At 54.3% G+C, this 19,608-nt stretch carries 29 protein-coding genes and 2 tRNA genes; 19 read left to right on the top strand and 12 right to left on the bottom strand.

All coding sequences use genetic code 11. The annotated features are described in order from the left end of the window. Window positions 1–177 precede the first annotated feature (177 nt). Window positions 178–1,563 carry a lysozyme inhibitor LprI family protein gene (locus tag CAF87_RS01735; protein ID WP_085730673.1) on the top strand — a complete coding sequence of 462 codons (1,386 nt, stop codon included), beginning with the start codon at window positions 178–180 and terminating at the stop codon, window positions 1,561–1,563. Window positions 1,564–1,635: 72 nt separating this feature from the next. Here the strand turns inward: CAF87_RS01735 and CAF87_RS29185 are convergent. Continuing rightward, window positions 1,636–1,730 (bottom strand) — tRNA-Ser (locus CAF87_RS29185). A 76-nt stretch (window positions 1,731–1,806) separates the two neighbouring features. Here CAF87_RS29185 and CAF87_RS01730 point away from each other — a divergent pair. Then, window positions 1,807–3,018 carry a site-specific integrase gene (locus tag CAF87_RS01730; protein WP_256575931.1) on the top strand — a complete coding sequence of 404 codons (1,212 nt, stop codon included), beginning with the start codon at window positions 1,807–1,809 and terminating at the stop codon, window positions 3,016–3,018. On the opposite strand, the gene CAF87_RS01725 is transcribed toward CAF87_RS01730, so the two are convergent. Then, window positions 3,015–3,434 (bottom strand): hypothetical protein, encoded by a 420-nt coding sequence (locus CAF87_RS01725; RefSeq protein WP_139831693.1) that lies wholly within the window; start codon window positions 3,432–3,434, stop codon window positions 3,015–3,017. The genes CAF87_RS01730 and CAF87_RS01725 overlap by 4 nt on opposite strands. Before the next feature lie 242 nt (window positions 3,435–3,676). On the opposite strand from CAF87_RS01725, the gene CAF87_RS01720 reads away from it, so the two are divergent. The 4 genes from CAF87_RS01720 (at window position 3,677) to CAF87_RS01705 (ending at window position 4,867) form a co-directional block, all read left to right on the top strand. Next, entirely contained in the window at window positions 3,677–3,877 is a 201-nt protein-coding gene (locus CAF87_RS01720; RefSeq protein ID WP_085730386.1) for a helix-turn-helix domain-containing protein, read from the top strand. Beyond that, on the top strand, window positions 3,874–4,062 hold the full coding sequence (locus CAF87_RS01715) for a hypothetical protein (protein ID WP_085730385.1): 189 nt from the start codon (window positions 3,874–3,876) through the stop codon (window positions 4,060–4,062). Before CAF87_RS01720 ends, CAF87_RS01715 begins: the two co-directional genes overlap by 4 nt. 103 nt (window positions 4,063–4,165) lie before the next feature. Continuing rightward, on the top strand, window positions 4,166–4,402 hold the full coding sequence (locus CAF87_RS01710) for a helix-turn-helix domain-containing protein (RefSeq protein WP_139831692.1): 237 nt from the start codon (window positions 4,166–4,168) through the stop codon (window positions 4,400–4,402). Between the two features lie 63 nt (window positions 4,403–4,465). Further along, window positions 4,466–4,867 carry a MarR family transcriptional regulator gene (locus tag CAF87_RS01705; RefSeq protein ID WP_085730383.1) on the top strand — a complete coding sequence of 134 codons (402 nt, stop codon included), beginning with the start codon at window positions 4,466–4,468 and terminating at the stop codon, window positions 4,865–4,867. Between the two features lie 450 nt (window positions 4,868–5,317). Here CAF87_RS01705 and CAF87_RS01700 read toward each other — a convergent pair whose 3' ends face one another. From CAF87_RS01700 to CAF87_RS01685, 4 genes are all read right to left on the bottom strand, one after another. Then, entirely contained in the window at window positions 5,318–5,644 is a 327-nt protein-coding gene (locus tag CAF87_RS01700) for a hypothetical protein (protein ID WP_085730382.1), read from the bottom strand. Continuing rightward, a complete protein-coding gene (locus CAF87_RS01695) occupies window positions 5,641–5,886 on the bottom strand; it encodes a hypothetical protein (protein ID WP_085730381.1) in 246 nt (81 codons plus the stop codon). Before CAF87_RS01695 ends, CAF87_RS01700 begins: the two co-directional genes overlap by 4 nt. Continuing rightward, entirely contained in the window at window positions 5,883–6,068 is a 186-nt protein-coding gene (locus CAF87_RS01690; RefSeq protein WP_085730380.1) for a hypothetical protein, read from the bottom strand. Before CAF87_RS01690 ends, CAF87_RS01695 begins: the two co-directional genes overlap by 4 nt. 118 nt (window positions 6,069–6,186) lie before the next feature. After that, window positions 6,187–6,408, bottom strand: coding sequence for a hypothetical protein (locus CAF87_RS01685; RefSeq protein ID WP_085730379.1), 222 nt, complete (start codon window positions 6,406–6,408; stop codon window positions 6,187–6,189). Window positions 6,409–7,054: 646 nt separating this feature from the next. Here CAF87_RS01685 and CAF87_RS28910 point away from each other — a divergent pair. Both CAF87_RS28910 and CAF87_RS01675 read left to right on the top strand, forming a co-directional pair. Continuing rightward, window positions 7,055–8,056 carry a hypothetical protein gene (locus tag CAF87_RS28910; protein WP_085730378.1) on the top strand — a complete coding sequence of 334 codons (1,002 nt, stop codon included), beginning with the start codon at window positions 7,055–7,057 and terminating at the stop codon, window positions 8,054–8,056. Further along, a complete protein-coding gene (locus tag CAF87_RS01675; RefSeq protein WP_139831814.1) occupies window positions 8,022–8,618 on the top strand; it encodes a hypothetical protein in 597 nt (198 codons plus the stop codon). The genes CAF87_RS28910 and CAF87_RS01675 overlap by 35 nt, the downstream gene beginning before the upstream one ends. A gap of 635 nt (window positions 8,619–9,253) precedes the next feature. Here the strand turns inward: CAF87_RS01675 and CAF87_RS01670 are convergent. Next, window positions 9,254–9,652, bottom strand: coding sequence for a hypothetical protein (locus tag CAF87_RS01670; protein ID WP_085730376.1), 399 nt, complete (start codon window positions 9,650–9,652; stop codon window positions 9,254–9,256). Window positions 9,653–10,346: 694 nt separating this feature from the next. Here CAF87_RS01670 and CAF87_RS29180 point away from each other — a divergent pair. Genes CAF87_RS29180 through CAF87_RS01640 form a run of 7 tightly spaced genes read left to right on the top strand, consistent with a single transcriptional unit; the run spans window position 10,347 to window position 13,405 of the window. Beyond that, the gene (locus tag CAF87_RS29180) at window positions 10,347–10,523 is read left to right on the top strand and encodes a hypothetical protein (protein WP_164486614.1); all 177 of its coding nucleotides are present in this window, start codon (window positions 10,347–10,349) and stop codon (window positions 10,521–10,523) included. Beyond that, window positions 10,520–10,936 carry a DUF5681 domain-containing protein gene (locus tag CAF87_RS01665; RefSeq protein WP_085730375.1) on the top strand — a complete coding sequence of 139 codons (417 nt, stop codon included), beginning with the start codon at window positions 10,520–10,522 and terminating at the stop codon, window positions 10,934–10,936. Before CAF87_RS29180 ends, CAF87_RS01665 begins: the two co-directional genes overlap by 4 nt. Continuing rightward, window positions 10,933–11,364 carry a hypothetical protein gene (locus CAF87_RS01660; protein ID WP_085730374.1) on the top strand — a complete coding sequence of 144 codons (432 nt, stop codon included), beginning with the start codon at window positions 10,933–10,935 and terminating at the stop codon, window positions 11,362–11,364. The genes CAF87_RS01665 and CAF87_RS01660 overlap by 4 nt, the downstream gene beginning before the upstream one ends. Further along, entirely contained in the window at window positions 11,351–11,572 is a 222-nt protein-coding gene (locus CAF87_RS01655) for a hypothetical protein (RefSeq protein WP_085730373.1), read from the top strand. The genes CAF87_RS01660 and CAF87_RS01655 overlap by 14 nt, the downstream gene beginning before the upstream one ends. Beyond that, the gene (locus tag CAF87_RS01650) at window positions 11,569–12,402 is read left to right on the top strand and encodes a hypothetical protein (protein WP_085730372.1); all 834 of its coding nucleotides are present in this window, start codon (window positions 11,569–11,571) and stop codon (window positions 12,400–12,402) included. The genes CAF87_RS01655 and CAF87_RS01650 overlap by 4 nt, the downstream gene beginning before the upstream one ends. A 52-nt stretch (window positions 12,403–12,454) precedes the next feature. Then, a complete protein-coding gene (locus tag CAF87_RS01645) occupies window positions 12,455–12,817 on the top strand; it encodes a hypothetical protein (RefSeq protein WP_085730371.1) in 363 nt (120 codons plus the stop codon). Between the two features lie 3 nt (window positions 12,818–12,820). Next, the gene (locus CAF87_RS01640) at window positions 12,821–13,405 is read left to right on the top strand and encodes a tail assembly protein (protein ID WP_085730370.1); all 585 of its coding nucleotides are present in this window, start codon (window positions 12,821–12,823) and stop codon (window positions 13,403–13,405) included. 35 nt (window positions 13,406–13,440) lie between these two features. Here CAF87_RS01640 and CAF87_RS01635 read toward each other — a convergent pair whose 3' ends face one another. Further along, the gene (locus tag CAF87_RS01635; protein WP_085730369.1) at window positions 13,441–14,091 is read right to left on the bottom strand and encodes a hypothetical protein; all 651 of its coding nucleotides are present in this window, start codon (window positions 14,089–14,091) and stop codon (window positions 13,441–13,443) included. Between the two features lie 176 nt (window positions 14,092–14,267). Here CAF87_RS01635 and CAF87_RS01630 point away from each other — a divergent pair, with 176 nt between their 5' ends. Further along, entirely contained in the window at window positions 14,268–14,888 is a 621-nt protein-coding gene (locus CAF87_RS01630) for a recombinase family protein (RefSeq protein WP_085730368.1), read from the top strand. Here CAF87_RS01630 and CAF87_RS01625 read toward each other — a convergent pair. Together CAF87_RS01625 and CAF87_RS01620 are read right to left on the bottom strand one after the other, a co-directional pair. Next, the gene (locus CAF87_RS01625; RefSeq protein WP_170929621.1) at window positions 14,879–15,748 is read right to left on the bottom strand and encodes a DUF2971 domain-containing protein; all 870 of its coding nucleotides are present in this window, start codon (window positions 15,746–15,748) and stop codon (window positions 14,879–14,881) included. The two genes, CAF87_RS01630 and CAF87_RS01625, sit on opposite strands and share 10 nt — an antisense overlap. A gap of 99 nt (window positions 15,749–15,847) precedes the next feature. After that, window positions 15,848–15,924 (bottom strand) — tRNA-Arg (locus CAF87_RS01620). A gap of 284 nt (window positions 15,925–16,208) precedes the next feature. Between CAF87_RS01620 and CAF87_RS01615 the strand changes: the two genes are divergently transcribed. Both CAF87_RS01615 and CAF87_RS01610 read left to right on the top strand, forming a co-directional pair. Continuing rightward, complete coding sequence (locus CAF87_RS01615) at window positions 16,209–16,439, top strand: hypothetical protein (RefSeq protein ID WP_085730366.1); 231 nt, start codon at window positions 16,209–16,211, stop codon at window positions 16,437–16,439. A gap of 19 nt (window positions 16,440–16,458) precedes the next feature. After that, window positions 16,459–16,638, top strand: coding sequence for a PA3371 family protein (locus tag CAF87_RS01610; RefSeq protein ID WP_085730365.1), 180 nt, complete (start codon window positions 16,459–16,461; stop codon window positions 16,636–16,638). Here the strand turns inward: CAF87_RS01610 and phnN are convergent. Then, complete coding sequence (gene phnN / locus CAF87_RS01605) at window positions 16,613–17,182, bottom strand: phosphonate metabolism protein/1,5-bisphosphokinase (PRPP-forming) PhnN (protein WP_085730364.1); 570 nt, start codon at window positions 17,180–17,182, stop codon at window positions 16,613–16,615. The genes CAF87_RS01610 and phnN overlap by 26 nt on opposite strands. A 389-nt stretch (window positions 17,183–17,571) precedes the next feature. Between phnN and CAF87_RS01595 the strand changes: the two genes are divergently transcribed. Next, window positions 17,572–17,898: an Arc family DNA-binding protein gene (locus CAF87_RS01595; RefSeq protein ID WP_003178899.1), complete on the top strand. Its 327-nt coding sequence runs from the start codon at window positions 17,572–17,574 to the stop codon at window positions 17,896–17,898. Between the two features lie 114 nt (window positions 17,899–18,012). Here the strand turns inward: CAF87_RS01595 and mgtE are convergent, their stop codons facing one another. After that, window positions 18,013–19,455 (bottom strand): magnesium transporter, encoded by a 1,443-nt coding sequence (gene mgtE / locus CAF87_RS01590; RefSeq protein WP_085730362.1) that lies wholly within the window; start codon window positions 19,453–19,455, stop codon window positions 18,013–18,015. Window positions 19,456–19,608: the final 153 nt, after the last annotated feature.

The following is a 19,608-nucleotide window of genomic DNA, read 5'->3' as shown; positions in this document are numbered from 1 at the left end:
CAGGCGCGCAGATGATAGCTGCCGGCCAAATGCTATCAAGCGATTTCGTGCGACTCTGAAGTCACCGAATGGGTTATCGGCCGGATCAACGGTTCTCTTGAAGCGGGGCTTCAAGATTCATTGCACAGCGATTACCCTGCGCGCCTGCTCTCACCCTCCTACTTCAGGGTTTTCATCGTGTACATCAAAGGACGCTACATCGTATCGGCCTGTGCGCTGCTGTTTTTCCAGCAGGTACAGGCCAGCGGAATGGACTGCACAAAGGCTGTGAGTGTTGTGGAGAATGCAATTTGCGCGGAGAAGCCGCTGTATGAGCTGGATGCGCAGATGGGGGCGGTTTATCGCAAGTTGATGAATGCGGCGCCGCAGATGCGGGCCGAACTGAAGAATACCCAGCGTCGGTGGCTGAGCGAACGTAATGAGTGCGCTGACAATATCGACTGCCTGAGCCAGCACTATCGGGATCGCTTGCAGGTATTGCACGCGCAGTGGATCGAGGCCGTTGCCTATAGACCCGACGACGTTGACAGGCAGGTCATGGAGGAGCTGCAACTGCGAGTTCGGGAGATGAGCAAGGAGAATCCGGAGTTTGCGCTGGAGCGGGCTCTTGGCTCTCTCACCAGCGAAAATGGCGAAACCTCATTCTCCGGCGATCCAAATGACGACCCTGCCGAGGATCAGACAGTCTTCCCCAAAAGAATACCCAAGGGCGTCACCCAGGATGAATGGAAAGCGCTTAACACTTCCGGCCTCGATGCTGATGCCGAGCAAGGTCAGGCGAATTACACATTGATAGACCTGGACGGCGACGGCCAACGGGACCTGTTCGTTTCAACCTATACCGGTGGTACCAGCCTGTTCAGTTTCCATGAAACCTTCCGTCGAGATGGAGAGCGCTTTACGAGAAGGTTGGTCCCGTATGATCCGGAAGCCAGCGCCGGCAGCTCGTTGTTCTCCACCAGTGATCGCGGTGCCAACCAGTCGGCAGGCTGGATCAAATCTCACGGAAGGATGTATCTCGCCTTCCGCAACGGTTCATACGGCGCGGATGATTTGTACTTGCTCAATCCCCTTAAGATCAACAGCCAGATACCGACGGTCACAGTCCGGTACGACTACAAACTGACTGTACCTCGCATTCAGCACCGTGACGCAGATGACACCGCCTACAAAATTGCGGCCGGTTTGCAAAAGACGCTCACCCAGGCTCTGATCAAATCGAATGCCGGCAAACCTCTGCTAACGAACCCGCAGGAAGGTCCCATCTGCCCCGTTCCTGCATCAGAAGAAGACCCTGATAGCTACAACAGCTATGGCGCCAGTTATTACGTAGTAGAACCGGTCACAGACATGTCGGTGACCATCGCTAACGAGTGTTACATCGCGAGGCTGATCAATTGGTACGGGAGTTATAACGAGGAAAACGGACTGCCCGCATTACTGATGCTGCGTAAACCTGGGCCAGGAGGTACCGAGCTGAGTTACTCGGTCAACGGACGCCGACATGTCACGCAGGTCAGCTCCACTATTGGCAAAGCCGAAGATGGGGCAGAGATCTTTTAGGCCATTGTTTGGCGTTGCAGACAACCACAAAAAAGCCCCGCCAGATCACTCTGCGCGGGGCTTTTGAATGTGTGGTGTCCCAGGGCAGGTTCGAACTGCCAACCTTCCCCTTAGGAGGGACAAATCAGATCCAGCAGGATTAGGCAGAAGCCCAGTATTACTGGGCCTATTCGTCCCATTGAGTCCATGAAAACAGAGCGGTATAGTGCTTTTTGCTGCCACCCTGCTGTCACGGACGAATCCTTGAAAACCAAAATCACCCAAAAGCTCATTGGCAGCCTGGCCGCCGAGGCGAAAGCATACCGCGTGCATGACACCGTGCAACCGGGTTTCTTTATCCGCGTTCTGCCCAGCGGTCACAAGTCCTATATGGTCACATGGGGGCGCAACAAGAACGCCACCCTAGGGCGAGTTGGTGTCCTCACGCTCGATCAAGCCAGAACCGAGGCCGCTCAGTACTTGGCCGACGCGCACGCCCACGGCGAGCCACTGGCAGTCGCTCAGGGTCGAAAGGGGACCGCCCTGCCCTCTCTTCGCGAATTCATCGACGACACCTATATGCCGTGGTTCAAGACGCACCACAAAGGCCACGAGAAGACCCAACACACCCTGAACTGCAACTTCGACGCGATCATGTCACAGCGCCTCGATGCAATCACCGGCCGCGACCTGGACCAGATCCGTACAGGTTGGATGCAGTCGGGCAACAAGCCGTCGACGGTCAACCGCAAAATGGGCTCGATCAGCGGCGTATTCAGCAGAGCCGTTGAATGGGAGTACATCGATGCCCACCCGATGGACAGACTCAAAGCCTTAAAGGTCGACTCGATGGGACTGGTCCGCTACTTAGATGCTGAAGAGACCAAACGACTTCGGGAAGCACTCGACGCCCGTCAAGACGAGGCGCGGGTGGAGCGCGAGAGTGCTAACAAGTGGAGAGCGGATCGAGGCAAGGAACTGATGCCGAGCTTGCTGCAGGTCCCATTCACCGACCACCTAAAGCCTATGGTCCTGGTATCGCTGAATACAGGCATGAGACGTGGAGAGCTGTTTGACCTGAAATGGTCGGCGGTGAACTTCCATACGAAGACGATCACCGCCGCCGGCGCCACCACCAAAACCAGCGACACACGACACATCCCGATGAACAAGGAAACAGTGAGTGTGCTGGAAGACTGGAAGAAGCTGGCCGGCAAATCTCGATATGTGTTCCCGAGTCAGGAAGGCGGCCGTCTGGAGGACGTTAAAAGCGCCTGGCTCAAGCTGCTAGAGCGAGCCAATATCGAAGGGTTCCGATGGCACGATATGCGTCACGATTTCGCGTCACGCCTAGTGATGGCCGGCGTACCGCTCAACACAGTTCGGGATCTGCTGGGGCACGCCGATATCAAGATGACGCTGCGATACGCCCACCTTGCCCCAGAAAGCAAAGCGGCGGCAGTGGAGCTGATTTAGAACGGCGGTTCGTAGGGGACAATAGTTCTACTTTCCTTGTTGTCCTCAACATGACCCAACAGATCCTGCCACCAGTGCCGAAGATTCTGCCGATCGATTCGCCCCACGCCCGGCACCTCCCAATATTGAGCATTATCCCCCGTACCAGGGGTAAGAAAGAATTTCGACGCTTTAATGGTTTCCCATAGACGCTGCTCTTCGTAGGTGATCAGTGAAGGTAGGTAATGACAGAGCTGGATAAATCGCTCACTTTCGTCTGTTGACCAAATTTCGCTCACGGCACTCAGTAGAGACATGGGATGTGATTCGCCGCCAGACACAAACGGCGCATCTAGGTCGAAAGCAATCTCCTCAATCGCAGCCTCCACCACCCCAGTGATGGATTGACGACGGATGCGTGATATCAACTCGATCATCAGCTTTACCTTTGGATCAAGGCGCAACGTCAACGTCTCTGTCTTACGTGCTCCTTGACTCGGCTTGTTTTTCGCCATTCCGCTTCACCCACAAAATTTACGCGTGAAACGAATCCTACCTTTTGCGTCCGCCGAAGTCCATGCGCTCACAATCAGCCAGTGATTGCAGTTGACGTGCAATACTTACAGCAATATTCTTTCGCCGTGCCCTGCCCTGTCGGCAGGGAATTTGGAGATGCCCCATGGAACAAGCAAATCAGATAAGCCCGCTATCGGTGAGCGTCGAAGATGCGGCGCGAATTGTCGGGTATTCGCGCTCTGGTGTTTATGAGCTGATCGCCTCGGGCGACCTGAAGGCGTTCAAAATTGGCCGCCGCCGGTTGATCCTGATGACAGAGCTCAAGGCGTGGGTTGAGCGTGCCGCGAAGGACGGTGCGCGATGATCTTGGAATTTACCGATAACGAACATCTGATGCTTCAGTCCGCCTGCGACACGTTCCGGGCTATGCAGGGGATGAGCACCACTACCACCAAATATGAACGACTGTGCAAGCGCTGGGAGGAGGAGAAATCCGCCGTCCTTTGGCTTGTACTAAGTCGCTTCGTCGACGAGCCGAGCGGCAAATGATCAGGGAGAAATTGCGCAGGAATGCGCGAGAAATTGCCAAGGCGGTGCGGGAACACCGCCTGGGCGAAAACACACTGGATAGCACCAACGTGAAGGGCAAACTATGACACGCCATTCTTCAACCGAGCAAGACCGTAAGATGATCGAGGCGCTGAGAAACGGCCCGATCTCCTCTGTCGAGGCCGCCCAGGCACTCGACATCGTTCAACCACCAAGCACCATCCGCCGCCTCAGGAAAAAGGGGCACGAAATCCAGACCTACTGGACGCATCAGTCCACCGAGCCGGGGCGGCCGCCTCACCGAGTGGCCAAATACATCCTCCTGCGCGAAGCGTCGTAACCCAGCGAAGCGGAGATGTCCCCACCTTTGGGGGTATCTCTGCGCCTGCCTGCGAGTCACTGAATGGCCAAGAAAAAAATAGCCAAATCAAATTGGGGGCCTAGGGGGGCGTTCGCCAAGCCGAAGGTACTCATGGCCCAGCAGGAATACCGGGAAATGTCATGGGCCGCCCGCAAGGTCTTGGAGGTCTTGGAGTACCAGTTCAACGGGAGAAACAACGGCAATCTCGCAGCAACACACGTAATGATGGCTGACTGGGGCGGGATGTCCAAAACGGTATTGGCGGCATCCCTGAGAGAGCTCACTGAGCGGAACCTGATTCAGAAGACGAGGGGGTACGACCGGAGCCGGGACAATGGCAGACCGAACCTTTATGCACTGACTTGGCTACCAATCGACGAGTGTCCGGGCGCCGACCTCGAGGAAGGCCCAACAGAGACGCCAAAGCGGAAATTGCTCCTCTGATTAACAGAATTTCTAGTCCAGAAAATGGACTGCACCAGTCCAGAAAATGGACTCACATTTTCCGGTTACGTCCGGTTGTTCCAGAGCCTAAAAATACCAGTCCAGAAAATGGACTGCTTTAGCCGATTTCAAGGGTTTTGTGAGTCCAGAAAATGGACACCTTTATAAATTACCATCCCCATAGGGGGTTTTAGATGATCCAGAACTTCAAACAAGGTCGCTGTATTGGCATGGACTACAGGCAGTGTGCGCAAGCTGGTGGAATGACCTTCCTTGTCGTCGATTGGTTGCCTTGGACTGCCGCGGGTTACTGCCGTGAATGCGCGCGCTCACTCCGTCCAGATCTGATAGCGATTTTCGAAAGGTCGCGACGGGGTTGATACCTGATGGAAAAAGGCACTACCCCGTTGCAGGGTAGTGCCGTCGATACAACGAAAGTTTCGTGGTTGCTCAGTCGGTCTCCGCGGGAGTGAATGGCTGAGCACCATCACGCAGCGCACGAATCCCGACCATCGCCGCCAGGGCTACGCGCTCGATAAATCCGAGTTCAAGATTGGTGGTACGGCCGCCCATACCGACAAGGGCGAACCGGATAGCGTTGAACGCTTCAGTTTCGTCATGGTTCGCCAGGTCGCGCACCTCGCACTCGAAGAAGTCGATACCTTTCTGCCAATCGGCCGCCACGCCGGGATTGTTCCTCGGCCAGTTGACCAACCGCCCCTCGACGTCTCGCACCGTGAAACTCAGATCGTCTCGTGATCGAATAGCGGCGCTCATTGGGCCACCTCCGCACCGTCGAGCGCCTTCTGCATCTGCTCAACTTCGCTGTCGACGTAATTCGCCCAGTCATAGCCTAAAAAGCTGCCAAGGCTGGCCAGCTCTTCGATATCGTGCGACTTGCCGTGCTTCAGGTCCTTCGTGATCGCGTTGAACAGCACCCGCATATTGCTGATGCGTTCGTGCGTGGCGCGAAGCAGTTCAAGGGCTTCATCGGCGATACGGGCGGCTGGCTGGTTCATTGCGCACCCCCTACGCTGATTCCGCGGAATGGCGCGGCGTTTGGCAAAACCTTCACGCTGATGTCGCCGAGGATCTTCAGCGGTGCCAACTGGGTCAGTTTGATGTTGGCCGGCAGCACCATGGTGGTGATGACTTGGCCGTGCGCGTCCAGAATTTGAATGGTATTCTGTTTAAATTGCATGACGTGTCCCTTGTAAGTTGCGTCGTGTGATCGCCTCCCCGGTGTTAGCGCACCGGGTGGGCACCTTTCTCTAATGGCTCAGATTTGAGCCATCTTCAAATGTGGGGAAATCCCACCGTTACTGCTTACCCTTCTCGCTGATCCATCCTGCTGCCCAGCTCAGAGGGTCTTTCGTGCCTATCGGCTTGAGCGGCTTACCATCCCGGGCTGCCTGCCTGCCTTCTTCCTCTGTCTCCGTGTGAATCCAGAGAGTGGTTTGCTTGAAACCCAGTTCGCGCTGACGCTCCCTGAACTCTCGTTGCCGCTCGGTGCTACTTTTGATGATCTTCTCGTCTGTCATACCAACCTCGTTTCCCGTAACGCGCAAGAATAATGGCATCGCGTTACGGGAAACGCAACAGGGAGAGTGCAAAATAATTCCACCCCCAGAGATGCCCCGAGTTTTCGGGATATCTACCGGGACGAGGTAGTTTCGCGAGAAGGTCGTAAAAGGCGCGGAGGTTTACTCCAGTGGTGGAAACCTCGATGCGCCACAAGTGGTGGAACACCCAGACTTCCACCAGCGGTGGGAGTTACATCCATATCTGCCGAATCACCTGGTGCGGATCGGCGCCGGAGGATATCCGAGCCAATATTCGCGCATGACGGTGATCTACCGAACCAAAAAACTGACCTCCGTAATGCGGTGAGTTCTTGGTCGTACCGAATGCACGAGAAATATTTTCTTTAATATTCAATAAATTACATGATTGCTACGTTTTTTTTTAGCATCTCCGTCTCCCTCGGTCCCGCCCGCTGCTCTGAATATGCTTGGAAAATTGCCATCAAATAGCTATGTTCGTGTGCGTATTTTCCTGTTTCCTGACATTCCCACGCTCAGAGACAGAAGAAATACTGTCAATTCGTAGCCCTGGATGGCTCCAACTGGTCTGGCATTTGTCGACGTTGGGTATCGAGGGCCTATCAAGGTTCTCGAAGGATCAACAATGGCACGTAAGCCCATCAGCCGTACTTTACAGCTAAAACCTGTCCAGTTCTCTCCTCACAAACCTGGTGAGGAAGTCACTCTTGTGGATCTGATGAGAACACTGCGGGACTTATGCCCCACTGTTGGATCGCGAATTTGGGAGCAAATGGTCGCACTCGCTGATGGCACTCGAATCCCTCAGCAATGCTACTTCTTTAACAACTACCAAGATCTAGATGAAAAAACCATCCTATTTGAAGTTTGGTCATATGAGCCTGGAACCATCCCCCAAACACTAACTCCCGATCCTTATCAAGAAAACGCAGTCATTGATGAGCGAGCAGAAGGAGAAGAGGATGCCCGAGAGCTAATCCAGATTTCCCATGTACTTGTATATGGAAAATCCGCCATTATTGAAAGTACGAGGGGAGCGGGAGGTATAAACTTCATCCAAAGATATCTTAATAGACTTGTTAGGGATCATCAGCTCGGTAGGAAATATAACTTCTTTTTTACTGATGCAGTTTCTTCAGGCCTAAGAAGTGAAATAGAAAGGGGTAACGGGGCTGTTGGCTTCACATTAGGACTGAGTGAATCGGTTCCTAATGCAGAAAGTGAATTACTAGGCATGCTTTCTGGGGTTAAAGGTTATATGCCAAGTTCTGGAGTAATGACAGTTGAGTGGAAATCAAAAGACAGACTGCCCGTGGAGAAGGTAATTCAGGCATATGACGAAGCGCAGCAGCAGGAAGAAATCGATAGTGTTATAATTCATTTGGCTGATGGATCTTCCATCCGAGGGCTGTCCAAATTCAAAATCAAAAGGACGATTGAGGTGGCCGATGTCGGAGGGAAAAACCCAGACAGAGCGGAACTCGGGCACAAAATGGTTGCCTACCTAGAGCAGCTATGTACACCTGGAAGAAATGGTAAAAGGATTTTAGACGAATTCGGAGCGCTTGCTGATAATGAAATTTTCATCCCTAATGCCCGAAGAACTAAGGAACGCCCAAATAGTTAATAGAGAGCTAGCTGATGTGGCGCGCGCCTCTCAAAGCAACTCAACCTATCTAATATTTAATTCGAGCGTTTTTTTGATTGGTGCCTGCTTAAGCTTGTTAGGCACCGATTTTGTAGATGAAGGCCTCCTCAATGCAATAATAGCATTTTGCGGTGTTATATTTGGCTTCGTTATTACGGCAATGCTTTTCTCCGGCAGAAGCCAGTACATTGGAAAACTTACTTACGAGCAAACCTTGCTATATGTGCTAAAAACAAAATACATATTAATGTCCCAAATAAACACACTATTCGCATTCTTAATGTGCCTTGCTTTTTGCCTTATCACAATGCTTGCAATCAAGACAAAATTATTATTAGATAAAGATGTCGCAGTATTTTTTGCCTCTGGTTTTTTCTTTCTGGGATGCTACAGAATGCTTATACTGCCATTCCAGATTTATGATATCCATTCCTTTGCACTGAATAACTTAATCGACGACAGCGCTGAAGAAGTTAAGGCTGGAGTGCGAGCCGCGAGTGAAGCACGGAGAGAGAAACTTGCAAAAATTGGACAAAGATAAATTATAAGTCCACCAATAACCCTTGATCGCACAGAGCGTAAACCCTCTACTTATAAATCACTCAAAACTGGTTTTGTATATATACCTCCCGTATTTCCGCATCGTCTATGAGACAAGCGTGCAGCACTATTAGAGATGACGCCACCAATCTGTTATCCCGCCCTGGCGGCGAGTGTGGCGTGTGTTTACCACCGTGAAACAGATTATTTCTGACTTGCTTCACTGCATCTAGAGCCTGTTCAAACCTGCTGATACCGCGCAAAGGTCGGCGCTCCCACCGTTGAGCACTAATTTGATACAGGGGCGGCTCGCCACGTAGATAAGTGATAGCTTCGTCGAGCGATGAGCCTGGCTCGACGATTACTAACCCGGTTGCCCTTTCAGCATACCTCCACCACGCCGGTTCAACTAAACCTCGAACCTCTCGGCAGTACCCAGCCTCTTTAAGCGAAAATTCAAACCGTGAGAAAACAGCAAAAAACTCACAAATGAGACCTTGATCCAGGTGAAGCCCATCAAATGGTGAGGGGATTTTCATGTCCTAGAGCTCCTGCCGTGCCGATGAGTGCGCTGATACTAGTTCAAGGCTTAGCATGAAGCGGCAATACAGCAAGCTGGGACGAGCACGTTATAAATCACTTATCAGCATCGACGCCGCTACCGATCAGGAAGTTCTGATAAATCTCTTCAGGGCATGGATTCCCTGTGAACTTGATGATTCGCTTAGTCACGCGCCGACCTTCGCCAGCGAGCCCGGCAGTAATGCCGTCTTCCTTCGCCGTAACGCCCAAGTGTCCCTTGCCGGTCGTATCGTAATACTCTTCAATTTGAACCTCTTCCGCGCAGGCGATCCGAAGTGCAATTGCCTGCTCCTGCTGAGCCTTGGCCTGGGCCATAACGATACTGGCCATCGCTTCAGCTTGTAGCTTCGCCTGGTTGAGCTCCTCCGGAGCCGCCGCTTTAGCGCCACTTGCAGATACGACCTTCAGAAGCGCCTCAATTGCAACACCAGTAAGGCCAAGATAAGAAAGCATGATTTTTTCTCAGACGTGTTTACACATAGTTTCGGCGTGAGCACGCAGTCCTTTAAGGCTCCAACAGTAATTCTTTGCGAGTTGCTGGCAAGTGAATGCCTGACAGCAGGCCAAAGCAGGCACGAACCGATTTGGTGGATTACAGTTGAGCCATACCGAGCGAAGTGGGATTTCCTCACATTGCACTGTCCGCGAACTGCCGAGGATTTCTCGGTAGTTCGAACCCCCTCATATCCGGGGTATTACCCCGCTGGGGGAAGATGTGCTCAAAACTGAGCGCATCGAGTACGCGACACGTTTTGATAATTCGCAAAACGTGTCGCGACACCTGCCATACCGGAATGGGAGGCCAGGTACAGCCCCCGCCGGGGGTTGGATCGATTTGGACTCCGACAACTTCCCCCATTGGGGAGAGTTCCTCAAATTGAGGAAAACCCCGCAACGCCCCAGCAATTTCCCAACCTTCATTGCAGGATGAATGACTGGGCCGAAAGTTCGGCCGTGTATCATTTTGGCTATCGCCCACATACTGCAACAAAAATCCCCCCTTCTCGATCGGCAAAACCAACTATTTCAGTCCCATTCTGTCCCGTTACGTGTAGCACCTGAGGTGCACCCTAAAAACACTGGATATAAGATCAGATCATGCCTAATGTGGGTTTGAAGCCAACTCAAATCCAATCGAGGCACCCCCATGAACACAGCCAAGACCGCTCGAGGTCGACAACACAAACCGACTCGCTCAGAGGTGGCCGCCGCATGGGGTCGCCTGCGCGACGCCGCCAGCGAAGGAAGCATCCAGGCGTCCGCTCTCCTCATCGCGCTTGCTGAAAACAAACCGGTCATTGCCATGGAATCGCCCGCCGCATGACTGAACGCGACAAGAGCGGGAAATGGAAGCCCGGCCAGTCAGGCAACCCAGGTGGACGCTCCGGGCAAACACAGGAGCTTCGCGCTCGACTTGCCGAGGGCGCTGACGCAGTTACCAAGAAGGTGCTCGCTGCTGCCAAGAAGGGCGATATGCAGGCCTGCCGATTGATCCTTGAGCGCCTTGTCCCGCCAATCAAACCGACCTCTGAGCCGGTGCAATTCGAACTCGACGACACGGACCTGCCGAGCGCAGCCAAATCAATCATGCGTGCTGTTGCCGGCGGACAACTCGCGCCCGACCAGGGCAAGTCGCTCATCGAAGGCTTGGGCGCCGTCGCCCGGGTGATCGAGGTCGCTGAGCTTCAAAAGGCCGTCGAAGAACTCCGCACGCAAATGGAGGGAATGCAGCAATGAGCATCAAGTCATTGAAAGCAGAACTGCAAAGGATCGCCCAGAAGATCGGCGCCGCAGATGAAACTGTACTGCTGATTGTGCTCGCGGTGATCCGAGCAAATACCAGAGAGACCCAAGCGGAAGAAGACTTTCCGAATACCGCTGGGCACCAGGTCGACTATCGAATTCAGGGACAAAACGTATCGCTTTTCTTCCCCTTCGCAGAAATGGATAGCGACCAGGGTGAGCAAATGGCGAAGGCCATCATTCTCCACACCCGGCAGACAGAACGGGCCGGCCGGACACCTCAAGTCGGCGTACTCAATATGCGCGCTGCGCCCGAGGAAGGGGATTGGATCGTTACGTGGCCTCCTGAAGGGATCACGGTTGAGCAGCACGCCGCAGAGCAATACCAGCGGATCGTGGGGGCGCGTAATGAACATCCGTAACCAAATCGCCCGCCTGAAGCAGACCGCCGGCGACTCGCAATTTAGCAGCGACGTTCGGCAGATCAGTCAGCTGATGGACGAGTTAAGCGCCGAAGCCGTCGGCGGTGCCGCCGCCACCGGGGGAGCCTCTCTTCTCGAAATTTTCAACGCATCTTCGTCCTCCGACCGCCCTACCCCTATCCCAAACAACCCAAAGGTAACGCAATGAAAATCGGCAAACGTTCAGTTCTCAAGGTCGGCTTGGCCAACCTCCACTACTCCGAATACGAGCACTCCCGCATTGAGTCTCACACCTTCTCTATCCAGCGTCCGGACGGGACCAAAGGCGTATGGCAAGCCGGTGGTTTGATGAAGTCCGCTCGCCAGCTTCAAACACTGGCGCTGGAGACCTTCAAAGACTTCGGCGAAGAGATCGTCTCGATTCGGGAAAACAAAGATTTCAACTCGTCCGCGATCGAGCGCTTGAGCAAAGAAAAAATCGCAGGCGTGACAGACACCCTCCTTCCTGCAATGCAGTCGGTCGCGAAGGATATGCTCACCCTGGCCGAAACGGTCACCCAAGGCTTCTCTCCTGTCACTCCGCGCGCGAGTAGCGATATCGCAGGCTTTCTCGCAGACCAAGAACTGAGAGCCCTTGTGCGAGGCCTCAGTCCGGAAGAGCGCCGCAACCTCATGTCCGAAGCGCGCCAGGGTGGTCACCCCGATATCGTCGAAGCAGTGCTGAGAGCAAATCCGATGCTCTCTGGCCTCAACTCTGAAGCAGCAGCGAGCCTTTCCCGGGCGGGCATTGCCGCCTCTCGCGCAGATGACATTGACGCGCTCCGTCAAATGCTGGCCGTCTACGACGATGTGCTCGCCACCACTTCGCAGGTCGGCGTGTCACTTAGCGGCATGATTGCCAACTCTGCAGGCTATGCCGGCCGATTCGAAAAATGGCGATCCGGTTGTGAGGGCTCCGAAGCTTTGCGCGCCTGGCTGGACAAGATCCCGGCCCGAGGAAAACCAAAAGCAGCAGCGGAAGAATCCGAAGCCGCGTAAGCGGTCCGGCGTGCGGTCGTCACAGTTCGGCCGCCAACTAGGAGCAACTACCTTGACCACCTACCAACAGCGCTTCGCCGAGGCGTGCAAGACAACTTGCTTTGCTTCCCACCCACTCAAACAAGGTCCTGACTCCGGCTACGTAGTGTGGGATGTCCAGCACGTCCGCGACGGCCAGAAGGTGACCATTGACGGGCCGTTCTTCACCGAGGACGAAGCCCGGGTATCGGCCGATCTTTTGCGCGGCACCTTTCGCGGTGCCAGGGCATACCAGGGAATCTATGACCGGATCTGGAACTACGATCCGCGGCACGAACAGGTGACTGTGGACCAGGCGCAAATGTCGCGCTCACTGCTCGCCATCAGGCTGGGCGTTTCGGTACCCAACAACAGCGCCCAGGGCGCCCAGGAGTAACCCATGGCTATGGCCACCAACTACGGCACCAAAACCCGAATCCTGCTGGGCGGCTCGGCTGGTAAGCTCTTCGGGCGGGAACATATTTACGAGCTTTCCACCGGCGACACGCGGGAGGCTGTGAAGGCTATTGACGTAAACCACCCAGGGTTCGCGAAGTACCTCGCTGACGCGAAACGAAAGGGGCTTGAGTTTGCGGTTTTTCGGAACCGGAAAAACATCGGCGAGAAGGAGCTGAAGATGGGTGGAGCTCAGGAGATCCGGATCGTCCCCGTGATCGCCGGCAGCAAGCGCGCAGGCCTATTTCAAACTGTGCTCGGCGTGGTTTTGATTGCTATGAGTTCCGTAACAAATGGCGCGACCCTGGCACCAGGTATCGCGCTTGCAGCGGGGGGAGTCATCCAGATGCTAAGCCCTCAGGCTACTGGCCTGAAGCAGAGTACATCTCCTGAGAACGCCCCGTCCTATGCATTCGGCAGCGCCAAGAACACCACGGCCAGCGGCAACCCGGTACCGATCTGCATTGGCCACCGCCGATGGGGCGGGATGATCATTTCCGCGTCGATCTATGCTGAAGATAAGATCTAAACAAATTGGGAAAGAGCGATGATCAATCAGCAAATCTATGAATATTTTTGATCCAAAACTCGGAGCCCTGCCTCGATCACGCTCATCGCACTCTCAACACGCTCAACTGCCTTGTCCACACTTTCTTGTGTCTTAGCTGTCAGCTTTGCAGTAAGCCCCTGGGTGTCCGTTAGCGGAGGTTTGTGAACCTCCACTGCTAACGCATCGAGCGCAGCTTGCATCTCTTCAGCGCGCTCCGCCCACTCCCACCCCGTTTTTACAACGACTTTATCCAGGATTTGGCAGTGCTCGATGAACTCTTTGAATTGCGTATTGATTGGATCTTTATTTACAGCATCTATTACTATAGACGCTCTCATAGGAGGAGAGTATCTACTCCAATGATCAGTTAATCGATCGATGCTCGCCTCAATTTTTCTGAATGCAACATTGGCATCCCACACCACGCCGTAAGCCTTGCTGTGATTAAGCTCCTGCTTCCAACTGGTTAGACCCTTATAAGCCAAGGCTGCCACCACACCCGCGGCAAGGGCTTGAAATAATGCAGAAATCGAATTTATGAATGCAAAAGCGTCCTGCGTACTATTGGGCTTATCGCTATTGAAGCCGGCCCAAAATACAGCACCACATATGACAAGAAGGGCAGCTAGCAGAGCGTAAAAGCCTGCAGCATAAGGATTTTTCATAACATTTGATCAGTACGTCGCTAGAGGGTTGGCAATAATAATGTGTTCGACCAATAAAAAGGTATGCCTGAGCTGATACGCGCAAATTCGTGTTTATTTGCGCATTCCGCTTGATAAGTGACACTCATAGTGCAACAGTATTAGTAGAACACCTTAACTGATACGGACAGCACATCATGTTCATCCGCGCATACCTCCGAGCATCAACCGAAGAGCAGGACGCCGGCCGCGCCCGGGCATCGCTCGAGCAATTCGCCACCGACCACAATAAGGTGATCGCGAGCGTGTACCTGGAGAACGCCAGCGGCGCGTCGGCAGATCGGCCTGAGCTGCTGCGCCTGCTCAAAGATGCTCGCAAGGGTGACGTCCTGCTGGTGGAGTCGATAGACCGCCTCTCACGCCTTCCTGTGGAGGATTGGCAAAAGCTCAAGGCAGCGATCGACTCTAAGGGCTTGCGCATCGTCGCACTCGACCTGCCAACCAGCCATCAAGGAATGCAAGACACCAAGGGCGACGAGTTCACCGGCCGGATGCTCGGCGCCATCAATTCGATGCTTGTGGAGATGATGGCGGCGATCGCGCGCAAGGATTACGAGCAGCGTCGAGAACGCCAGGCGCAGGGCATAGAGAAAGCGAAAGCTGCCGGGAAGTATCAGGGCCGCCCAGTAGACGAAGAGCTGCACAAACGAGTCAAGGAGCTGCTAGGCGCTGGCCTTGGCATTCGGGCCACAGCGAGACACGCGAACTGCTCAACTACCACCGTTCTACGGATTCGAGACTCAACCTCTCACCAATAATTGAACGGAATGGCTGAAGTGGTCACGATCTTTGGATCGTAGCCATACTCTTTTACAAGGAGCTCGGCCGCTTTGAGCGCTCGTTGCTGATTTGGGTTTGGTCCAACAATGACACTCTTGAGAGCCCCTGGCTTCGCCTTTAGAAGGTCAAGGCAAACATAGGGGATAACGTAAGAGGGGCCGGGTCGAAAGCGTACTTCTTCTACCGGGTGATTCGTGACAATCCGCCATTCAGCCTCTTCGTGAAAGCCTTCATGCTTGAACAAGGGTGCGACCTCTAGAAGAGACTCACCGATCACGTCGAGCGCGAGATCTGCATTGATCTTCAAGTCACCACTCAGCCGCTCGTTGAACTCGACCATGCATTCAACTTTCGCCTGAGTATCGAGGGCATGAAATTGCTCAATGGTCACAGGAATCGTTGGATAGAGAGCCATACAAGACGTGACGATCTCAGTAACCTTGAGCTGCTGTTCATCATGCCCATACAGGCAAGGCGCAAGTTGTAATTCACGCTCTTCGCAGTACTCAGCCATAGCCGCACGATCGATTCCGATGCAATACCCGCTGCCGGCGGGGCAATATCCACGCCATTGGCTAAGCAAGTCGGGCTTTTCACTGAAGGACGACACATACAGGTCATCGCCACGAATGCTTTTGAGATGCCTGTGCAACGCGGAGCCAAAGGATGACCAGTAGTCGCTATCGAAGAAATAATTCGCTATGGATGCAGCGAAAGAAAGTCCGTGCACAAACTCAGTAGGGTCGTTTAAGAAATGGGTGTTGGTTGCCCAAACGGATTTGCTATCGAGAATTCCCAACAATCCGTGCTGGCTGGTGTAATGGTAGAGAATACTCAAAAGCACCAATCCTGCCGCCCAAAACGGCTTTCTTCTGCCACCCTGCTGTCACAGAAATTTCCGAGTGATGACAGAAACCTCTGTAAGGCTTGAATTATATGGTGTCCCAGGGCAGGTTCGAACTGCCAACCTTCCCCTTAGGAGGGGGATGCTCTATCCAATTGAGCTACTGAGACACAGGACTGTCGGTGCGACAGACGGCGTGCATGTTAACGGCCGGGCCCTGATTTGTCATGTCGTCCGCAGGGCTTTTTAAGTGTAGGCAGGCGCCCTGCAATGCAGTCGGACGTTTTATCGTGCAATTTGCATCCCCCAAAATAGCCATCATTGCAGAATGCAATCCACGCCATGCTAAAAACCCTGCTAAATGCTTGTTTTTAAAGGACTTGCCAGCGGTTAGACTAGTGGCACGACGGATGCTTCAGTGATTCTCATAAAAGAACAACTGGAGAACCGTCTCATGAACCGCGTCCTCTTGCTCGCCAACGCAATCGCCCTGACGGTTCTGGTAGGATTTCAATTAATTCCCCAGCACAACGAAGCAGTGGCCCAGCGCATGCCGCATTATCTGCAAGTGCAAAAGGCGCCGCAGTGGGCGGTGCTGAGTGATCAGCGCGGCGTACTTGCGCAAGACGTCAGCGAGTCAAATCAGGCACAGACGACACCGATGTCCGAACGCTTGGTGTTTTGAATCATTTTCGGAGTACAGCATGTCCAAATCCGCCCTGGGGTTGTTGATCCTCGCTTTCTTGAGCGGTGTTCTGCATTTCTCGCTGTTCGAAGAGACCGAAATATCTTTGCCCCTGATTGGCTGCGGCGTTTTCTCTGTGCTGTTTGCGCTGGCCCTGGTTGCCGGGCGCAAGATCAAGTTTGATCCGGTACTGCGTTAAGCATGACCAGCTCCAACAGGTGACCAACGGCATCGGCCAGGTCGCCCGAGTTGTCGATCAGATGCACAGCCATGTCGGTTGAGCGCCTTTCCTTGAACAGTGTATTGCGGGCAAGCCTCGCATCGATCTGCTCAAGCGTCTCCCGACCACGCCGGAGCAGGCGGTCACGCAACACATCATCGCGAACTGTCAGCAACACTGGCACCAGTGTCGGATAGGCTTCCAGCGCTTGTCGAAGGTTCGCCCGAGAGCCGTTGACCAGCACATGTTTCCCGGCTTTTAACCATTGTTCCATTTCCACCGGAATTCCGTAGGAGAGGCCGTTGGCTTGCCATGCCAGAGAAAAATCCCCGGCGCGCTGACGCTCTTCGAACTCTTGCGGCGTCACACCGATCGCATCCTCACCCACGGATTCGGCCGAACGGGTAATCACCCGACGTATGACTTCGCAGTTCAACGAACGCAACGGGGCACGCGCAGCCTCGATCAGACTGTCCTTGCCGGAACCGGATGGCCCCATGAGATAAATCAGCCTGCCATCCATCCTGAAAACGCCCTCCGGCGGGCATTTGCCCCTAGTAAATCGGCCATTCGCCACTATCCTGTACAAGGTAAGGAACAAGGATTCTAGCCGCATAGCATGCACGGTCTGATGCCTTCGAGCATCTGTTCGTGCGCTTCAGGACGCGGTCAGCGATACGGGCCGACGCATTCTTTTCAAACCAGTCCGCATTTCTGATAATTGGTGCTGGCATTACGCCTTTACCCGGATCAATATTTGTCACAGAATTGACGCCAATGATCTGGCAATTTTGAGGCATGATGCGAGCCTCTTAACAATTCAGGTTGAACCATTTGGCGCGGATGCTTGTCCTACGACTCATCCTGCGGCCAATCCCGAGAACCGCTCCCCTGAACTAACCGGTTAAATATATGCGCCCATTGAAACAGGCAATTTATTCCAGCCGTACGGCTGACAAGTTCGTCGTACGTCTGCCAGACGGAATGCGTGAACGCATTGCCGAGGTGGCTCGCAATCATCATCGCAGCATGAACTCCGAGATCATTGCGCGCCTTGAGCAGAGTCTTATTCAGGAAGGTGCACTGGGCGAAGAGCTGAGCATGCGCCTCGACAGCCCGGAGCTTTCGCTGCACGAACGCGAGTTGTTGCAACGCTTCCGTCAACTCTCCCATCGCCAGCAGAACGCGCTGGTTTCTCTGATCGCCCACGACGCCGAAATGGCCGCAGACGCATCCTGAGTCAAACCGAACATCTCAAGCCAGCATGAGTGCTGGCTTTTTTTTGCCCGCAATTCAGGCTTTTCACAGGCGAAAAAAAGCCCGCCAATTGGCGGGCCTTTTCAATTCAGGCGATCAGAGCAGGAAAATCGTCGCCAACCCCAGGAAGATGAAGAAGCCACCACTGTCGGTCATGGCTGTGATCATCACACTTGCTCCCATTGCCGGATCGCGCCCCATCTTGGCGAGGGTCATCGGGATCAACACCCCCATCAGTGCCGCCAACAGCAGATTCAGCGTCATGGCAGCCGTCATCACCACGCCCAGTGACCAACTGCCATAAAGCAAATAAGCCACCACACCAATCACACCACCCCAGACCAGGCCGTTGATCAGCGCTACAGCGAGCTCTTTGCGCATCAGGCGCGAAGTATTGCCGGTGCTGACCTGATCGAGCGCCATGGCACGAACGATCATGGTGATCGTCTGGTTGCCGGAGTTGCCGCCAATGCCCGCGACAATCGGCATCAGGGCTGCCAGTGCCACCAGCTTCTCGATCGAGCCTTCGAACAGGCCGATCACCCGCGACGCGACGAATGCCGTGATCAGGTTGATCGCCAGCCACGCCCAACGGTTGCGCAGGGATTTCCAGACCGAAGCGAAAATATCTTCCTCTTCACGCAGACCCGCCATGTTGAGGACTTCACTTTCGCTCTCCTCACGAATCAGGTCGACCATTTCGTCGATGGTCAGACGGCCGATCAGCTTGCCGTTCTTGTCGACCACCGGGGCCGAGATCAAGTCGTAACGTTCGAACGCCTGAGCGGCGTCGTAGGCGTCTTCGTCCGGGTGGAAACTCACCGGATCGCTGGCCATCACCTCGGAAACCTGTTTCTCCGGATCATTGACCAGCAAGCGCTTGATTGGCAGCACGCCCTTGAGCACGCCGTCGTAATCGACCACGAACAGTTTGTCGGTATGGCCCGGCAGCTCTTTCAGGCGGCGCAGGTAACGCAGAACCACTTCGAGACTGACATCCTCACGGATGGTCACCATCTCGAAGTCCATCAACGCACCGACCTGCTCCTCGTCATAGGAGAGGGCCGAACGCACGCGCTCACGCTGCTGCTGATCCAGGGTCTCCATCAGCTCATGGACGACATCTCGCGGCAGCTCGGAGGCCAGATCAGCAAGTTCGTCGGCATCCATGTCCTTGGCGGCAGCCAGGAGCTCGTGATCGTCCATGTCGGCGATCAGCGTTTCACGGACGGAGTCGGATACTTCGAGAAGAATGTCGCCGTCGCGATCAGCCTTGACCAACTGCCAGAGCGTCAGACGATCGTCCAGCGGCAGGGCTTCAAGAATGTAGGCAACGTCGGCGGAATGCAGATCATCGAGCTTGCGTTGCAGCTCGACGAGGTTTTGCCGGTGGACCAGGTTCTCGACCCGGTCATGATGTGCGCCTTCCTGGCGATGAGTCAGGTCTTCGACGACCCGTTGGCGCTGCAGCAGCTCAACGACCTGAGCCAGGCGATCCTGCAGGCTTTCCTGTGTTTTCTTTACTTCGATTTCGGACATAGGCGAACTCCACTCCCAGCAGCGGGGCACGCCGGAAGGATCAATCAGTCAATTCATGATTGGTAAAACGGGGTACTGAGTAACTACTGGGTAAGTCCATGGAGGTTTTCCATAAGCCCCGGCGGGGCTGACGGGCGCAATGATACACCGCCT

Origin of the sequence: Pseudomonas sp. R38(2017) (assembly GCF_002112395.1) — a bacterium.
In the GTDB taxonomy this organism is placed as follows: Bacteria; Pseudomonadota; Gammaproteobacteria; order Pseudomonadales; family Pseudomonadaceae; genus Aquipseudomonas.
The sequence above is the reverse complement of the archived record's forward strand: the minus strand, read 5'-3'. Positions and strand labels throughout refer to the sequence as shown.

What these genes read in the sequence shown, in the direction of transcription:
- phnN (WP_085730364.1), bottom strand. Translation starts at nt 17,182, where the DNA reads ATGGATGGCAGGCTGATTTATCTCATGGGGCCATCCGGTTCCGGCAAG.
- CAF87_RS01670 (WP_085730376.1), bottom strand. Translation starts at nt 9,652, where the DNA reads ATGCTTTCTTATCTTGGCCTTACTGGTGTTGCAATTGAGGCGCTTCTG.
- CAF87_RS01615 (WP_085730366.1), top strand. Translation starts at nt 16,209, where the DNA reads ATGAACCGCGTCCTCTTGCTCGCCAACGCAATCGCCCTGACGGTTCTG.
- CAF87_RS29180 (WP_164486614.1), top strand. Translation starts at nt 10,347, where the DNA reads ATGAACACAGCCAAGACCGCTCGAGGTCGACAACACAAACCGACTCGC.
- CAF87_RS01610 (WP_085730365.1), top strand. Translation starts at nt 16,459, where the DNA reads ATGTCCAAATCCGCCCTGGGGTTGTTGATCCTCGCTTTCTTGAGCGGT.
- CAF87_RS01710 (WP_139831692.1), top strand. Translation starts at nt 4,166, where the DNA reads ATGACACGCCATTCTTCAACCGAGCAAGACCGTAAGATGATCGAGGCG.
- CAF87_RS01665 (WP_085730375.1), top strand. Translation starts at nt 10,520, where the DNA reads ATGACTGAACGCGACAAGAGCGGGAAATGGAAGCCCGGCCAGTCAGGC.
- CAF87_RS01725 (WP_139831693.1), bottom strand. Translation starts at nt 3,434, where the DNA reads ATGATCGAGTTGATATCACGCATCCGTCGTCAATCCATCACTGGGGTG.
- CAF87_RS01655 (WP_085730373.1), top strand. Translation starts at nt 11,351, where the DNA reads ATGAACATCCGTAACCAAATCGCCCGCCTGAAGCAGACCGCCGGCGAC.
- CAF87_RS01700 (WP_085730382.1), bottom strand. Translation starts at nt 5,644, where the DNA reads ATGAGCGCCGCTATTCGATCACGAGACGATCTGAGTTTCACGGTGCGA.
- CAF87_RS01690 (WP_085730380.1), bottom strand. Translation starts at nt 6,068, where the DNA reads ATGCAATTTAAACAGAATACCATTCAAATTCTGGACGCGCACGGCCAA.
- CAF87_RS01720 (WP_085730386.1), top strand. Translation starts at nt 3,677, where the DNA reads ATGGAACAAGCAAATCAGATAAGCCCGCTATCGGTGAGCGTCGAAGAT.
- CAF87_RS01635 (WP_085730369.1), bottom strand. Translation starts at nt 14,091, where the DNA reads ATGAAAAATCCTTATGCTGCAGGCTTTTACGCTCTGCTAGCTGCCCTT.
- CAF87_RS01685 (WP_085730379.1), bottom strand. Translation starts at nt 6,408, where the DNA reads ATGACAGACGAGAAGATCATCAAAAGTAGCACCGAGCGGCAACGAGAG.
- CAF87_RS01675 (WP_139831814.1), top strand. Translation starts at nt 8,022, where the DNA reads ATGCCCGAAGAACTAAGGAACGCCCAAATAGTTAATAGAGAGCTAGCT.
- CAF87_RS01660 (WP_085730374.1), top strand. Translation starts at nt 10,933, where the DNA reads ATGAGCATCAAGTCATTGAAAGCAGAACTGCAAAGGATCGCCCAGAAG.
- CAF87_RS28910 (WP_085730378.1), top strand. Translation starts at nt 7,055, where the DNA reads ATGGCACGTAAGCCCATCAGCCGTACTTTACAGCTAAAACCTGTCCAG.
- CAF87_RS01650 (WP_085730372.1), top strand. Translation starts at nt 11,569, where the DNA reads ATGAAAATCGGCAAACGTTCAGTTCTCAAGGTCGGCTTGGCCAACCTC.
- CAF87_RS01715 (WP_085730385.1), top strand. Translation starts at nt 3,874, where the DNA reads ATGATCTTGGAATTTACCGATAACGAACATCTGATGCTTCAGTCCGCC.
- CAF87_RS01630 (WP_085730368.1), top strand. Translation starts at nt 14,268, where the DNA reads ATGTTCATCCGCGCATACCTCCGAGCATCAACCGAAGAGCAGGACGCC.
- CAF87_RS01595 (WP_003178899.1), top strand. Translation starts at nt 17,572, where the DNA reads ATGCGCCCATTGAAACAGGCAATTTATTCCAGCCGTACGGCTGACAAG.
- CAF87_RS01640 (WP_085730370.1), top strand. Translation starts at nt 12,821, where the DNA reads ATGGCTATGGCCACCAACTACGGCACCAAAACCCGAATCCTGCTGGGC.
- CAF87_RS01705 (WP_085730383.1), top strand. Translation starts at nt 4,466, where the DNA reads ATGGCCAAGAAAAAAATAGCCAAATCAAATTGGGGGCCTAGGGGGGCG.
- CAF87_RS01695 (WP_085730381.1), bottom strand. Translation starts at nt 5,886, where the DNA reads ATGAACCAGCCAGCCGCCCGTATCGCCGATGAAGCCCTTGAACTGCTT.
- mgtE (WP_085730362.1), bottom strand. Translation starts at nt 19,455, where the DNA reads ATGTCCGAAATCGAAGTAAAGAAAACACAGGAAAGCCTGCAGGATCGC.